The organism is Streptomyces sp. NPDC002055 (assembly GCF_040296705.1).
In the GTDB taxonomy this organism is placed as follows: domain Bacteria; phylum Actinomycetota; class Actinomycetes; order Streptomycetales; family Streptomycetaceae; genus Streptomyces.
Genome location: NZ_JBEOXS010000030.1, coordinates 1 through 14,677 on the forward strand (window position 1 = coordinate 1; position 14,677 = coordinate 14,677).

Below are 14,677 nucleotides of genomic sequence, written 5' to 3' on the forward strand. Positions count from 1 at the left end.
GTAGACGGCTACGGATCCGATCCCGGCATCCCGGCAGGCACGGGCAACGCGGACAGCGATTTCGCCTCGGTTGGCGATGAGCACCTTGCGCACGAGGTTTCCGTTCTCTCTCATGTTCCCCCCATCCAGGAGCGGGCGGGGCGGGCCGCCCGGCGGGCTCCCCGCTCCCATTCCGCCCGCTCCGTCGCGTTCCCGGCCGGCCCGGGCGGGGCCGTCCGCCGGGCCCGGGTCAGCAGCACCGCGACGAGTGCCGCGACCTCCGTCGCGTCCGGGTTCCCGTGGAGGACCCGCAGCCCGTCCCCGGGCACCGCGCTCACTGGGGCTGGTTTCCGTGCTTGCGGGACGGCAGTTCGGCGTGTTTGGCGCGGAGCATCGCCAGGGAGCGGATCAGCGCGGCCCGGGTGTCGCCGGGGTCGATGACATCGTCCACCAGCCCCCGTTCCGCGGCGTGGAACGGGTGCATCAGCTCGGTCCGGTACTCCTTGATCCGCTGTTCCCGTACGGCGTCCGGGTCATCGGCGGCGGCGATCTCCCGGCGGAAGATGACGTTCGCCGCGCCGTCCGCGCCCATCACCGCGATCTCGTTGGTGGGCCAGGCCAGGGCGAGGTCCGCGCCGATGGAGCGCGAGTCCATGACGATGTACGCGCCGCCGTAGGCCTTGCGGACGACGACCGAGATCCGTGGCACGGTCGCGTTGCAGTAGGCGTAGAGCAGTTTCGCGCCGTGCCGGATGATGCCGCCGTGCTCCTGGCCCAGCCCCGGCAGGAAGCCCGGCACGTCCACCAGGGTCACCAGCGGAATGTTGAACGCGTCGCAGAACTGCACGAAGCGGGCCGCCTTCTCGCTGGCGGGAATGTCCAGCACCCCGGCGAGGTGCTGCGGCTGGTTGGCGACGATGCCGACCACCCGGCCGTCCAGCCGCGCGAGGGCGCAGACGACATTGGCCGCCCAGGCGGGCTGGACCTCGAAGTACGCCCCGTCGTCGACGATCTCCTCGATCACGGCGGTCATGTCGTAGGCGCGGTTGGGATCGGCGGGGACCAGGTCCAGAACGGCGTCGACCCGGCGGTCGGCGGGGTCCTCGCAGTCCTCGACGGGCGGCAGTTCCCGGTTGTTGGACGGCAGCAGCGACAGCAGGAACCGCACGTCCTCCAGGCAGGACTGCTCGTCGTCGTAGGCGAAGTGGGCCACTCCGGAGGTGGCGGCGTGGACGTCGGCGCCGCCCAGGCCGTCGTGCGTCACCCGTTCGCCGGTGACCGCCTGCACCACGTCCGGCCCGGTGATGAACATCTGCGCGGTGTCCCGGACCATGAAGACGAAGTCGGTCAGGGCCGGGGAGTAGGCCGCGCCGCCTGCGCACGGCCCGAGCATCACGCTGATCTGCGGAATGACCCCGGAGGCACGGGTGTTGCGCTCGAAGATGCCGCCGTAGCCGGCCAGCGCGGTGACGCCTTCCTGAATCCGCGCACCGGCTCCGTCGTTCAGGCTGACCAGCGGCGCGCCGGCCGCCGCGGCCAGGTCCATGACCTTGTGGATCTTCGCCGCGTGGGCCTCGCCCAGCGCCCCGCCGAAGATCCGGAAGTCATGGGCGTAGACGAAGACGGTCCTGCCGTGCACGGTGCCCCAGCCGGTGACCACTCCGTCCGTGTGCGGGCGCCGCCGCTCCAGGCCGAACGAGGTCGACCGGTGCCGCCGGAGGGGTTCGATCTCGGTGAACGAGTCCTCGTCCAGCAGCAGTCCGATCCGCTCGTGCGCGGTCAGTTTGCCCTTCTCGTGCTGACGCCGGGTGGCTGCCGGATCCGGCCCCTGCCGTGCCGACTCCTTGACTGCGCTCAGCTCGGCCAGGCGGTCGCGCGCCGAGCGCTCCGGCGGCCGGCCCGTCTCGGGCGGCCCCGAGGGCGGCCCCGACGGCTGCCCGGCCGGGGCCGGCGCTTCCGCGGGGTTCTCGGAGACGGTCTGTCGGGCGGTACGCATGCTGTTCCCCACTCCCTGGTCGCGGTGCGTCCCCGTCAGGCCCGGCTGCGCGGGGTGCCGGTGCGGCGGCCCTCGGCGAACGCCTTGGCGTGCTCCAGCGTGATCCGGCTGTTCCCGCTGAGGGCGGTGTGCGCGAACTCGCGCGCGTCGGCGATCGTCGCGCCGTCGCCGAGCACCTTCGTGACGGCCTCGGGCCTGATCACCACGGTGTGTCCGGAGGTCACCGCGACCCCGTCGGCCGCGGCCGCGACGGTCCACACGCCGGTGTGCGCCGTCAGGAGCGGCGGCAGCACGGTCTGCTTGTAGACGATGCGGCGCGGTGTGCCGTCCAGGCAGACCCGGACCGAGGAGGTGGTGTGCCGGGAGCCGTCGGCGGTGACGGTGTCCATCTCCATGATCTGCACGCCGGGGTCGTCCTCGCGCAGCACCATGCGGGAGACGTGCGGCAGCCTTTCGGGCCAGTCCTGTGCGTGGCGGATGAACGCGTGGACGTCGTCGGCGTCGCCGTCGACGAGGACGGTGTCCTCGAAGGACAGGGTGAGTTCCTCCCGCTCCGCTGCCGCTTCGGCGAGTGCCGCGATGTTCGCCAGCTCGGTGCGGCTGTTGCGGTCGGTCACCTCGTCGATCCAGGCGAGGTCGCCGGGGTCGTCCCCGACGGCCCGGTAGCTGTGCTGGAGGGCGAGCGCGGTTCCGCCGTCCGGCTGGGGGCGCAGGATCCACGCGCCGGCCATGGCGGCGACCGGCGGCTGCGAGACCTCCTGCCGGAAGGTGATGCGCAGCCCCTCGAGGTCCAGTTCACGGCGGGAGGTCCAGCTCTTCACCTCCTTCCCCGCGACCGCCCAGATTCGGAAGCGCTCGGTGCCGCTCCCCTGCTCCAGGCGCTGCTCCAGCTGCTCGACGTGGACGGTGGGCTCGAAGTGGACGGGCCACCGGCCGGTGTCGGCGATGATGCCGTACACGGTCCGGGGCGGGGCCGCGACGGTGGTGGTGTGCTCGACGGTCTTCATGTGCCAGGTCCTCTTCCGTGGGTGACGAGGCTGTCGTGGGTGACGAGGCTGTCGTGGGTGACGGCGCTGTCGTGGGTGCCGACGCTGTCGTGGGTGCCGACGCTGCCGTGGGCCGGCCGTTCCGTGGGGTCCGTCCGTTCCGTGGGTTCCGGCCGTTCCGTGCTGGCCGGCCGTGCCGTGGGGTCCGTCCGTTCAGTAGTTGCCGAGGCCACCGCAGACGTTGAGCGCCTGTGCGGTGATCGAGGAGGCGAGGTCGGTGAGCAGGTAGCCGACGAGGCCGGCCACCTCCTGCGGCGTGGAGTAGCGGCCCAGCGGAATCTTGGTCTCGAACTTCCGCAGCACCGCCTCCTCGTCGGTCTCCCAGATCCGGGCGTAGTTGGTGCGGACCTGCTGGGCCATCGGGGTCTCGACATAGCCGGGGCAGACGGCGTTCACCGTGATCCCGGTCGGGGCGAGCTCCTGGCCGAGGGCCTTGGTGAAGCCGACGACGCCGTGCTTGGACGCCGAGTACGGCGCTCCGAGGACCACTCCCTGCTTGCCACCGGTGGAGGCGATGTTGATGATCCGGCCGCGCTCCTTGTCCCGCATGCCGCCGGTGGTCAGCACTTCGCGGGTCATGAGGAAGACGCTGTTGAGGTTGGTGTCGATGACGTCGTACCAGGTGTCGTCGGCGAGGTCGGCGGTGACTCCGCCGCCGCTGCGGCCGGCGTTGTTCACCAGGACGTCGACGGGGCCGTACCGCTCCACGGCCGCCCGCACGAACCGGGCGACGTCGTCCCGGGAGCGGACGTCGCAGCGCCTGCCGTCCACCTGGAGTCCGCGCCCGGTCAGCTCCTTGACGGTGACGGCGAGGTCCTCCTCGTTCCGGGCGCAGATGAAGACCTTCGCGCCCTGTTCGGCCAGCCGCTCGGTGACGGCCAGGCCGATGCCGCTGGTGCCGCCGGTGACGATCACGGTGTCGGTGCGGGTGTCGTTCGCCATGGGGGTTCTCCTCCGTGCTGTCTGCTGGGGTCGGGGACCGCCGGCCCGGCCGTGGGGGCCGGGCCGGCGAGGTGGGCCGGTCAGGCGGGCGAGGACACCGTTCCGTTGACCAGGGCCAGGAAGAGGCGCGGGGTGCCGGCCTCGCCGACCGCGTCGTCGGAGAGCTTGACGCCGAGCCTGCGCTCGACGGCGCCGGCCGCTTCGAGCAGGGCCAGCGAGTCGTAGCCCAGGTCGGCGAAGGGGACGTCGAGGATGTCGCCCTCGAGGTCGATGCTCTCGTCCTCGCCCGCGCAGGCGCGCATGATGCCCTTGAGGTCGTCGAGGGTCAGTTCGGTGGTCGTCATGGTGGTTTCCGTTCTCGTGTCGGGGTCGGGACCGGCTCCGGGCCGGCGGAGCCGGCGGCCGGGTGCGGGCCACGGCGGATCGGGAAGGTCCGGAGGGCATCCCTCCGAAGTGCCGACGGCGGTGCGCCAGCCGACGCAGGGCCGCCGACGGAGTGATGGCCGACGGCGTACCGGACGCCGGGCGGCGCCGCGCGGAGGGCGGCCGGTGATCGGCCAGGGCAGGTCAGGTGCGGGTGCCGGTGTCCGGCGGGTGGTGCGGAACCGGTACCGGTCAGGCGTCGGCGTCGGGAGCGCGCAGCACCAGCGCCGCGTTGAAGCCGCCGTGCCCGCGGGCCAGGACCAGCGCGGTGCGGACGGACAGGGCGCGGGCGGTGTCCCGGACCAGGTCGAGCGGGCAGTCGTCGGCGGGCTCCGGTACGTGCAGGGTCGGCGGCACCATCGCGTCCCGCATGCTCAGCAGGGCCGCCGCCACGTCGAGGGAGCCCGCGCCGGAGTAGAGCCGCCCGGTCATCGTCTTGGGTGCGGTCACCGGGACGCCGTACGGCCCGAACACCGCGGTCAGCGCCTCGGCTTCGGCGCGGTCGAGGTCCCGGGTCCCGGCGGCGTCCGCGAACACCGCGTCGATCTCGGCGGCACCCACCCCGGCGTCGGCCAGGGCCAGTTCGACGGCGCGGCGCAGCCCCGGCTCCCGTCCGGTCTCCGGCGCGGGGTCGAACGTCGCCCCGTACCCGGCGATCGTGCCGTAGCTGCGTGCCCCGCGCTCCCGGGCCGCCGCCGCGTCCTCCAGGACGAGGATCGCGCCGCCCTCCCCGGGCACATGGCCGTCGGCCCCGGCGTCGAACGGCGCGTACGCGCGCTCCGGGTCCGCGCAGCGGGTGAGCCGGCCGCTGGTGTTCAGCGAGACCAGGCCCCAGGGCGAGAGGGAGGCGTCCATCCCGCCGGACACCACCAGGGGGGTGCCGCCCCGCACGTGCCGGCGGGCGTGGGCCAGCGCGTCCAGGCCGCCCGCCTGGTCGGTCACCAGCACGCCGCTGGGTCCGCGCATGCCGTGCCGGATGGAGATCTGGCCGGTGTTCACCGCGTAGAACCAGGCGAACGACTGGTAGGCGCTGACGTATTCGGGGCCCTTGCTCCACAGCTTCTGCAGCTCGTTCTGGGCGAATTCGAAGCCACCCGAGGAGCTGGCCGTCACCACCCCCATGCCGAACTCCGGCAGCTGTCCGGGGTCGGCGTCCGCGTCGGCCAGCGCCCAGTCGGAGGCCGCCAGCGCCATCCGGGTCATCCGGTCGGTCTGCGGGAGCATCCGGCTGGACAGGTGCTCCTCGGCGGCGAAGTCGAGGACCTCGCCCGCCAGGGGCGACGGGTATCCGCTGGGGTCGTAGCGGCTGATCCGGCCGATGCCGCTGGCGCCCTTCAGGGTCGCCGTCCAGTACTCCTCGGCGCCCAGCCCGTTCGGCGCGACGACGCCGAGCCCCGTGACGGCGGTCTCCGGCAGCTGTGCGGTGCTCATGCGGCGCTCCTCTCCGCGGGACGGGTGAGCACCATGGCGCTCTGGAAGCCGCCGAAGCCGCTGCCCACGGTGAGGGCGGTGTCCACCGGCTGCTCACGGGCCACCAGCGGTACGTAGTCCAGGTCGCATTCCGGGTCGGGGGTGTGCAGGTTCGCGGTGGGCGGCACCACCCCGTACTCGATGGCCAGGGCGCAGGCGGCGATCTCGATGGAGCCGATCGCGCCGAGGGAGTGCCCGATCATCGACTTGATGGAGCTGACGGGGACCTGGCGGGCGTGTTCACCGAGGCTGCGTTTGAAGGCGGCGGTCTCGTGGCGGTCGTTCTGTTTGGTGCCCGAGCCGTGGGCGTTGATGTACGCGATGTCGTCCGGGTTCATCCGGGCCTCGTCCAGGGCGGCCGTGATGGCGACGGCCATCTCCCGGCCGTCCGGGCGCAGCCCCGTCATGTGGAAGGCGTTGCAGCGGGAGGCGTAGCCGCCGATCTCGGCGTAGATGTGCGCTCCGCGCCGACGGGCGTGCTCGTACTCCTCGAGGACGAACACCGCGGCGCCCTCGCCGAGGACGAAGCCGTTGCGGCTCCGGTCGAAGGGCCGGGAGGCGTGCGCGGCATCGTCGTTGCGCGGGGTGGTGGCCTTGATGGCGTCGAAGCAGGCCACGGCGATCGGGGAGATCGGGGCGTCGGTCGCCCCGGCCACCATGAGGTCCGCGCTGCCCTCGGCGATCAGTTCGCGGGCGTAGCCGACGGAGTCGAGCCCGGAGGTGCAGCCGGCCGAGACGACGGCGGCCGGCCCTTCCGCGCCGACGTCCCGGGCGACCTCGGCGGCGATGCTGCTCGGCACGAAGTGCCCGTACAGATGGGGCACTCCGTAGGAGTCGTCGACCAGCCAGGTGCGCCCGCTGTCGCTGAGGACGACGTACTCCTCCTCGAGTCCCATGGTGGCGCCGACCGCGCTGCCGATGGTCACCCCGGTCCGGGCCGGATCGAGACCGGCCGTGTCCAGCCCGCTGTCCTGCACCGCCTCGCGGGCGGTGACCACGGCGAACTGCGTCGCCCGGTCCATCCGACGGATCTCCCGGGGCGTCAGCCCTTCCAGCAGGGGGTCGAACGAGCACTCCGCGGCCACCTGGGAGCGGTACGACGCGGGGTCGAAGAAGGAGATGCGTCCGGTCGCGGTGCGGCCGGAGGTGATGAGCTCCCAGAAGGCCTTGGTGCCGGTGCCGCCGGGGGCCATGACACCGATTCCGGTGATGACCACCCGGCGCGGGGCCCGGGGCGTTCGTCCCGGCTCCGCCGCGCGGCGGGAATCCATGGCTGGGTCCGTCGCTGACATGTTCGCTGCCTTTCATCGGTCGTCTCTCCGGCGTGCCGCGGTGCGGTGCTGCGGAGAAGGAGTGGAGGCGGCCGCCGGGCATCGTGGGGGCCTGCCGTATCGCAGGGGCCCGGCGGCCGGTCGGGCGACAGCGGACGTCGCGTGGTCACCCACCGGATCGGCTGGGAGCAGACGCTGTCGACTCCGCCTCAAGGAACGGTCAAGGTTCGGGCAACGCGGCGTCCGGCCCCTTGCCACAGCGCACCGGACCTGCACCGCACCGGCTTTGACCGTGTTTCAAGTCCTCTTTGACCCGGCCGTACCAGCGTCCCCGGTGTCGCACGCCGTGCTCCGCCGTCAGCCGTTCGGTCCGGGCACGCGGCGGCCTCGTCGGCCGGCACGGAGGAGGAGTGCTGCCGGGCCGGGCTCCACCGAGACCACGTGAGGACCGTGAGATGAGTACCCGAACCACACCCGAGAAGATGAACTCCGTCGTGAACGACGTCGTCATCGCCGTACCGGCCGACCGCGTGTGGCACGCCTGCACCGACATCGAACGCTGGCCGAGCATCTTCCCCACGACCCTCGACGTCCACCGCACCGAGGTCGGTGCGCACGAGGTCATCATGGACATGAGGGTCGCCAACGAGCTGGGCGAGAACGTCGTCCGCTCCCACCGCCGGTACCGGCCCGAGGAGTTCCGGATCGACTTCCGGATGGTGACGCTGCCGCCGAGCATCGCCGCCATGCAGGGCACCTGGACGGTCGAGCCGGCCGCGGACGGAGCGCGGCTCGTCGTGGTCCACGACTTCGTCCCCCGGGCGGACGACCCGGCCGCTCCGGACCTGCCGCAGACACTCTTCCGGACGACGGAGAACGTGCTGTCCGCCCTCAAGGCCTGGCTGGAGGAGGGCCGGGACCTCGCCGCCGGCGGGGACGCCGACGGACTGCGCGACGCCTGGGGGCCGCGGACCGCGGCGAACGGGATCTCGGCGGAGACGTTCGAGAACTGCGAGCTCTTCTTCAGCCGGCTCGGCCTGGCCGGTCTGGACTGGGGCGACATCACCATGGTCCTCAAGGACCTGCGGAAGAAGAGCACCCACGAGGACTGGGCGGACTGGCACCGCCGCTGGTCGGCGCTCGGGGTGCACTACGAGGAGCGGGCGGCCGAGTCGTTCGCGGCGGGCCACCTGGAGACCGGGCGGATCGCCAACCGGAAGGCCGCCGCCTGCCACCACTACGCCGAGTTCTTCTTCTTCGACGACCCGGAGGCCAAGCTGGCCAGCCGGGACCGGGTGACCGAGGTCTTCCGGCGCGGCATCCCGCATCTGCAGGAGGTGGTGGTGCCGCTGACGTTCAGCCATGACGGCGAGGACCTCCCCGGGTACGTCATGACGCCGCCCGGTGAGGGCCCGTGGCCGTTCGTGGTGCTCGTCAACGGCCTGGACTCCGCCAAGGAGGTCGAACTGTACGCGTTCGCACGGGAGTTCATCGCGCGCGGCATGGGTGTGGTGGTCTTCGACGGCCCCGGGCAGGGCGTGCACATCGGCCGGAATCCGATGGTGACCGACTTCGAGCGGGTGGTCGCTTCGGTGATGGAGCAGGTCGTGGGCCGCCCGGAGCTGGACGAGCGGCGGGCGGGCATCTTCGGGGTGAGCTACGGCGGATACCTCGCGGCGCGCGCCGCGGCGGCCGTCCCCGGCTTCCGGGCCTGCGTCAACCTCTCCGGCGGCTTCGACCTGGACAACTACGCCGACATCAACGTGATGGTGCGGAAGGACTTCCGGTTCGTCTTCCACATGGAGGACGACGCGGCCATGGAGAAGCTGGCCCGGACCGCGATCAACCTCCGGGACGTCCCGCCGCTGAAGATCCCGCTGCTGGCCATCCACGGCGAGCTCGACACGATCATCCCGATGGAGTCCTGCGAGCGCATGCTGGAGTGGGCGGCCGGGGAGACCGAGCTGATCCGCTACCCCGGCGAGCGCCATGTGGCCACCAACTACTTCGGCGACTTCATTCCGCGCTTCTGCGACTGGATGGCGGAGCGGCTCGACGTGGTGGAGCGATGACACCGGCCGGATGAGGGGAGGCCGGTCCGGCTGCCGGCGGTGCCGTGCGGGCACGGCACCGCCGGCCGTCCCGGCCGCCCCTCGGCGGGGGACCCCGACCGGGGCCTCCGCGACCGCCCGGCGCGTCCCGCATGAGCCCCGTACCGCGAGCCCCGGTCCCGGGACGGCGGACGGCGGACGGCGGACGGCGGACGGCGGACGGCACCACCCTGCCCGGGCCTGGCCGCGGGCGCTGGATACCCATGCGACTTGACGTATATAGCAAGCTATGGATAATGGGAAACGGCACCACAGCGAGCATGGAGGTGACCGTGACGAGCGAGCGGGCGAGCGAAGCCGCCGGACTGCCCGAACCACTGGTCCGCGAGGCCTCGCTGGGCTACCAGATCAACCATGTGGCGCGGCTGCTGGAGCGCGCCCTGCGGGACCGGATCGCCGCATTCGGCGTCGTTCCCGGTCAGTTCGCGCAACTGCTCGCGCTCTACGAGCAGGACGGGCTGACCCAGCGAGAGCTCTGCGAGCGGGTGCAGATCGAGCAGCCGACCATGGCCAACACCCTGCGGCGGATGGAGCGCGACGGCCTCGTCGAGCGCGTCCCGGATCCGAACGACGGCCGCCAGGCCCTGGTCCTGCTGACCGACCGCGCCCATGAGATACGCGACGGCCTGGTCGCCATCGCCCACACGGTGAACGAGACGGCGACCCGGGGCCTCGACGCACCGGACGTCGACACCCTGCTGCGCTCCATCGCCCAGGTCATCGAGAACCTGGAATCCGCCGACCACCCCTGACCGGACTCCTGCGGCGCCTTCGCCGATTCCTGTGACCGGCCGGCTCCCGTCCCCGCCGAAGCGCAGACGTGGAGCGGCACCGGACAGCAGGACGTCTCCGAGGTCCGTCGTTTCCACCCTGACGGAGAGAATTGTGAAAGCCCGTGTGCACGCCGTTGCCGGAATTCTCGCGCTGACGCTGATCTCGTTGTTCTTCACCGCCTCGGTCACCGTTGAACTGGTGGGCACCGAGCGCGCGGTGTCGATCGTCAAGACGAGCATCGTCGTAGCGCTGTTCGTCCTGGTGCCCAGCATGATGGCCGCCGGAGGCACCGGGCGGTCACTGGCGCAGGGCCGGACCGCACCCCTGCTCCGCCGCAAGCAGCGCCGGACGGCCGCGGCCGGGGCCATCGGTCTCGCGGTGCTGGTGCCGTGTGCGATCACGCTGCAGTCCCTGGCCGCGAAGGGCGACTTCGGGACCCCGTTCGTCGTGGTCCAGGCGGTGGAACTGGTCGGCGGCGCGGTGAACATCACGCTGCTCGGGCTCAATGCCCGCGACGGCAGGCTGCTCTCCGGCGCGACCCGGCGCCGGCGCCGGGAGGCCGCCGCGACGACAGCGCGTCTCTGACCGGCGCCGTCGCCCGCGGCCCGGACGCCGCCCGCGGCGGGGACCTGGCCCGCGGCCGGGAGCGGAACGGCGGCCGTGTCGTAACGACCGGAGAGCGCGTCTTGCCGTACTGGCGTACCGGGCACCGGACTCATCCGGTGCCGTCCGCTCCCCGCCGGCGCCCCGGTTCCGCACCGGACCGTCCAGCTCCCGGTCCGCCGCGCCCGCCCTCATCTGCCGTGCCCCGACGCGGAGATGGCGGCAGCAGGCACCACCGGGCCGGGCAGGAGGACCGCGCTGCGGCGTGCCCCTCCCCCGCCCCTTCCGGACCAGCCGGCCCCCGAACACCCACCGAACGAAGCCGGGGCGGCCGCCTCATGCTGCGCCGCACACCCGGACGACACCCCTTGGGAGGACTCTCCGCCATGACCGTCGAGGGAAAGACCGCACTCGTCACCGGTGCGAGCGAGGGCATCGGCTCATCGATAGCGGAAGCGCTGGTGAGGGCCGGCGCGCAGGTCGTGCTGACGGCACGGCGGGAGGGCCCGCTGGCCGCCGCGGTCGAACGGCTCGGCCCGGCCGCGTCCGCCGTCGCGGGCGACATGGCGGACGCCGGGACCGCCCGGCGTGCCGTCGAGCAGGCGGTCGCCCGGCACGGCGGTCTCGACCTGGTGGTGTGCAACGCCGGGGTCCTGATCCCCGGCACCCTGGCCCAGCAGCCGCTCAGCGAGGTCGACCGGGTGCTGGCGGTGAATCTGCGGGGCACCATCGCCCTGATGAACACCGCGGTGCCGGCCATGGCCGGGCGCGAGGGCGCCGCGGCCGTCGTCATCTCCTCGTCCATCGGCCGGCGGCCCGCGGCGGGGATGGGGATCTACGGCGCCACCAAGGCGGCCCTGCACTACCTGGTGCCGACCTGGGCCATCGAGCTGGCGCCGCAGGGCATCCGGGTCAACGCGGTGTGCGCGGGCATCACCGACACACCGGGCCTGCGGGCCGGCGCGGCGGCCGTTCCGGGGCTGGAGAAGGCGGTGATCGGGACCAACCTGATCAAGCGGATCGCCTCCGCGGACGAGATCGCGGGGCCGGCGCTGACCCTGCTGGACAGCGCGGTCAGCGGTTATGTCACCGGCTCCGTCTGGGACATCGACGGCGGCTTCCAGCGCGACACCTCCGGCACGGTCGCAGGCGACACCGAACTCCAGGGAGCTGCCCCATGACGACGCACGACGTGGTGATGGTGGGCGGCGGGCACAACGGTCTGACCGCCGCCGCCTACCTCGCCAAGGCCGGCCTGGACGTCATGGTCCTGGAGGCCAAGGACTACGTCGGCGGAGGTGTGATCACCCGCGAGGCCACCCTCCCCGGATTCCGTCACGACCTGCACGCCATCGCCCACATCTTCATCCAGGGCAACCCGCTCATCCGCGACGACGAGCTGGGACTGCTGTCCGAGCACGGTCTCGCGTACGTGTTCCCGGACCCGAGCATCGCCGTCACCTTCGCGGACGGCGATTACATCGCCTTCCACCGGGACGTGCGGAAGACGGCCGAGACGATCGCCAGGATCTCCCCGCGGGACGCGGAGAGCTACCTGCGCTTCCACGAGTTCGCCGATCCGCTGCTGGACATGCTGATGGAGGGGCTGTTCTCGCCCCCTGCCCCGCTCGGCTCCTTCTTCGAGCAGCTCGACCGGAGCGAGACCGGCCAGGAGATGCTCCGGATGCTCCTGATGAGCTATCTCGACGTCATCAACGAGTGGTTCGAGTCGCCCAAGGTCCGTGCGGCACTGGCCCGTTGGGTGTCGGAGATCCTTGCGGCACCGGAGGAGGGCGGCACCGGGGCGTTCCTGCTCATGATGGTGCCGACCATCCACCGGTACGGACTCGGCTATGCCGTCGGCGGCTCCGGATCCCTGACGACCGCACTCGTCAAGGCCCTGCGGAGCCATGGCGGAACCGTCCGGACCGGGGCACCGGTGGAGCGCTTCCTGTTCACCGGGGACCGGGCCACCGGGGTCGTCCTGGCCTCCGGGGAGCGTATCGAGGCGCGGCGCGCCGTCGTGGCGGACCTCAACATCAAACAGCTCCCCGAGATGGTCGGCCACCGCTTCGGAGCGGAGTGGGAGCGCAAGGTACAGCGGATCAAGCCGGCCGCCTTCACCCTGCTCACCGGCCACCTCGCGCTCAGCGAGGCCCCGGTGTTCAAGGCCGGCCCGGAGGTGGGGAACGCGGGCCTCCAGGAGATCGCGGTGCCGCTGCCCGAGCTGATGCAGAACTTCGACGGGCTCAAGTACGGCCTTCCCATCAGCACCATGCCGAGCATCGCGGTGGCCAGCGCGTGGGATCCGACCCGGGCTCCCGACGGGCAGCACACCCTCTATCTGTTGAGCTACGCACCGCTGCACCTGGCGGAGGGGAACTGGGACGACCGCAAGGAGGAACTGTTCGACCGGGTCTTCGAGACCTTCTGCGGCCTCACCACGAACATGGGCCCGGAGAAGGTCCTCGGCCGGGTCATCGACAGCCCGCAGGACTGCGAGCGGTTCAACGCCGCCTGGCCGAACGCCGATCCGGGGCACTTCGGATCCCAGCTGTTCCAGTTCATGGGGTACCGGCCCATGCCGAACATGGGATACCGGCTGCCCGCCGAGGGCTTCTACCTCGTGGGGCCCTCCACCCACCCGGGATCCGGGGTCACCGGAGGAGCACGGGCCGGGGCGCAGGCGATCCTCGATGATCTCGGGTTCGATTTCGCCGAAGTGATCGCGCGGCAGTAGCTCCGGTCCGGGAGCGCACCGGGTTCCGACTGCCGCCATCGGGCCCGGTGCGCTCCCGGACCGCGCGCGGCCGGGGGCGTTGTTCGGGGCCGGAGATCCGGTCACCGAACAAGAGATCGCCCCCGGCCGTCCTGCTGCACTGCTCTACTGCGTCCTGCCGCCCCGAATTCCGCATCCACTGCTTCGGCTTCCGGCGTTCCGGCGTTCCGGCGTTCCGGCGTTCCGGCGTTCCGGCGTTCCGGCTGCAGCGTGTCATGCTGTGCGCAGCGGTGCCGGTGCGCCCGATCTACGCCACATGTCCGGAGGGTCCGAGTTCCAGCAGGAAGAGTCCGGAGCTGCTCTTGGACTCCAGTGAGGGATCCGACCGGAGAATCGCCTGCTGAAGTCCCCGCACACGCGAGGAAGGATCGATTCCCAGCTCTTCCCGGAGATTTTTGCGCAGTATGCGGAAGGCCTCCAGCGCCTGCGCCGGCCGGCCCGCGCGGTACAGCGAAATAATGAAGAGCGAATAGAGATTCTCGTGCAGCGGGTACTGCACCACGAGACCGGAGAGTTCGCCGATCAACTCATGGTGTTTTCCCAGCCGGAGATCCGATTCCACCCGCTGCTCGACCACGCTCAATCGGTTCTCCTCGAGACTGATGCGGTGGGCCAGCAGTTGCGGCCCCACCCGTACGTCCGCGAGGACCGGGCCGCGCCAGATCCGCAGCGCCCGGCGCAGCATGAGCGACGCCTTGTCGTTCTCGCCGTTCAGCAGAGCACGGCGGCCCAGCTCCGCGAACCGCCCGAAGACACTGGCGTCCACCGCTCCGGGGTCCGCAGCCAGACGATAGCCCCAGCCCGTGAAGGGCAGCACATCGCGGGCGACCTCGGCGGCGCTGATCTGCAGGGCCCTGGCGAGCGAGCGCCGCAGCAGCACGATGTACGTCTGCACCGTGGTGACGGCACTGGCCGGCGGATCGCTCTCCCATAGTTCGTCCACCAGGTGATCGACCGGGACGACCTGGCCGGCGCGGGCCGCCAGCAGGGCCAGCAGTTGCCGCGGTTTCGGAGCGGTCGGCGCCGCTTCTCCGCCCGTGGACCGAACTGCCAAAGGCCCAAGAATTCCGATGTCCATGTTGGTTCTCCCCCCGAAACACATACGCCTCGGCGTCGACTCGAGAAAATCGATGCAGTTGAGAAGGCGTACGTTCCGTCGCCGTGCAGACTTCGCGACCGTACGGATCAACCGCGAAGGAAAATTCTGTTCGATGCATCAATGGACGCAGATTCCACCGAGATGCCATCGCAATATTTTTGACGCCGTATCGCCTGAATCCTAC

General features: G+C 71.6%; 14 protein-coding genes. 5 read left to right on the top strand and 9 right to left on the bottom strand.

Features of this window, described 5'->3' with window-relative positions; all coding sequences use genetic code 11:
* The 8 genes from ABT112_RS19715 to ABT112_RS19750 all read right to left on the bottom strand — a co-directional run.
* Positions 1-93: biotin carboxylase N-terminal domain-containing protein (locus ABT112_RS19715; RefSeq protein ID WP_351219746.1), on the bottom strand; the 93-nt coding region annotated here is incomplete at its 3' end.
* Between the two features lie 17 nt (positions 94-110).
* Positions 111-317: an acyl-CoA carboxylase subunit epsilon gene (locus tag ABT112_RS19720; protein WP_351511257.1), complete on the bottom strand. Its 207-nt coding sequence runs from the start codon at positions 315-317 to the stop codon at positions 111-113.
* Positions 314-1,975, bottom strand: a complete 1,662-nt coding sequence (locus ABT112_RS19725) for an acyl-CoA carboxylase subunit beta (protein WP_351511258.1) — start codon at positions 1,973-1,975, stop codon at positions 314-316. Before ABT112_RS19725 ends, ABT112_RS19720 begins: the two co-directional genes overlap by 4 nt.
* A 35-nt stretch (positions 1,976-2,010) precedes the next feature.
* On the bottom strand, positions 2,011-2,982 hold the full coding sequence (locus ABT112_RS19730; protein WP_351511260.1) for an aromatase/cyclase: 972 nt from the start codon (positions 2,980-2,982) through the stop codon (positions 2,011-2,013).
* A gap of 192 nt (positions 2,983-3,174) precedes the next feature.
* On the bottom strand, positions 3,175-3,963 hold the full coding sequence (locus tag ABT112_RS19735) for an SDR family NAD(P)-dependent oxidoreductase (protein WP_351511262.1): 789 nt from the start codon (positions 3,961-3,963) through the stop codon (positions 3,175-3,177).
* A gap of 80 nt (positions 3,964-4,043) precedes the next feature.
* Entirely contained in the window at positions 4,044-4,307 is a 264-nt protein-coding gene (locus ABT112_RS19740; RefSeq protein ID WP_351511264.1) for an acyl carrier protein, read from the bottom strand.
* 271 nt (positions 4,308-4,578) lie between these two features.
* Positions 4,579-5,817 carry a ketosynthase chain-length factor gene (locus ABT112_RS19745; RefSeq protein ID WP_351511266.1) on the bottom strand — a complete coding sequence of 413 codons (1,239 nt, stop codon included), beginning with the start codon at positions 5,815-5,817 and terminating at the stop codon, positions 4,579-4,581.
* Complete coding sequence (locus ABT112_RS19750) at positions 5,814-7,127, bottom strand: beta-ketoacyl-[acyl-carrier-protein] synthase family protein (protein WP_351511268.1); 1,314 nt, start codon at positions 7,125-7,127, stop codon at positions 5,814-5,816. The genes ABT112_RS19745 and ABT112_RS19750 overlap by 4 nt, the downstream gene beginning before the upstream one ends.
* Before the next feature lie 455 nt (positions 7,128-7,582).
* Here ABT112_RS19750 and ABT112_RS19755 point away from each other — a divergent pair, with 455 nt between their 5' ends.
* From ABT112_RS19755 to ABT112_RS19775, 5 genes are all read left to right on the top strand, one after another.
* Complete coding sequence (locus tag ABT112_RS19755) at positions 7,583-9,199, top strand: alpha/beta fold hydrolase (RefSeq protein WP_351511270.1); 1,617 nt, start codon at positions 7,583-7,585, stop codon at positions 9,197-9,199.
* 275 nt (positions 9,200-9,474) lie between these two features.
* Positions 9,475-9,990, top strand: coding sequence for a MarR family winged helix-turn-helix transcriptional regulator (locus ABT112_RS19760; protein WP_351511272.1), 516 nt, complete (start codon positions 9,475-9,477; stop codon positions 9,988-9,990).
* Between the two features lie 133 nt (positions 9,991-10,123).
* Positions 10,124-10,597 (top strand): hypothetical protein, encoded by a 474-nt coding sequence (locus tag ABT112_RS19765; RefSeq protein WP_351511274.1) that lies wholly within the window; start codon positions 10,124-10,126, stop codon positions 10,595-10,597.
* Between the two features lie 404 nt (positions 10,598-11,001).
* The gene (locus tag ABT112_RS19770) at positions 11,002-11,796 is read left to right on the top strand and encodes an SDR family NAD(P)-dependent oxidoreductase (protein WP_351511276.1); all 795 of its coding nucleotides are present in this window, start codon (positions 11,002-11,004) and stop codon (positions 11,794-11,796) included.
* A complete protein-coding gene (locus ABT112_RS19775; protein WP_351511277.1) occupies positions 11,793-13,355 on the top strand; it encodes a phytoene desaturase family protein in 1,563 nt (520 codons plus the stop codon). The genes ABT112_RS19770 and ABT112_RS19775 overlap by 4 nt, the downstream gene beginning before the upstream one ends.
* 286 nt (positions 13,356-13,641) lie before the next feature.
* Here ABT112_RS19775 and ABT112_RS19780 read toward each other — a convergent pair whose 3' ends face one another.
* The gene (locus ABT112_RS19780; protein WP_351511279.1) at positions 13,642-14,448 is read right to left on the bottom strand and encodes an AfsR/SARP family transcriptional regulator; all 807 of its coding nucleotides are present in this window, start codon (positions 14,446-14,448) and stop codon (positions 13,642-13,644) included.
* Between the last annotated feature and the right edge of the window lie 229 nt (positions 14,449-14,677).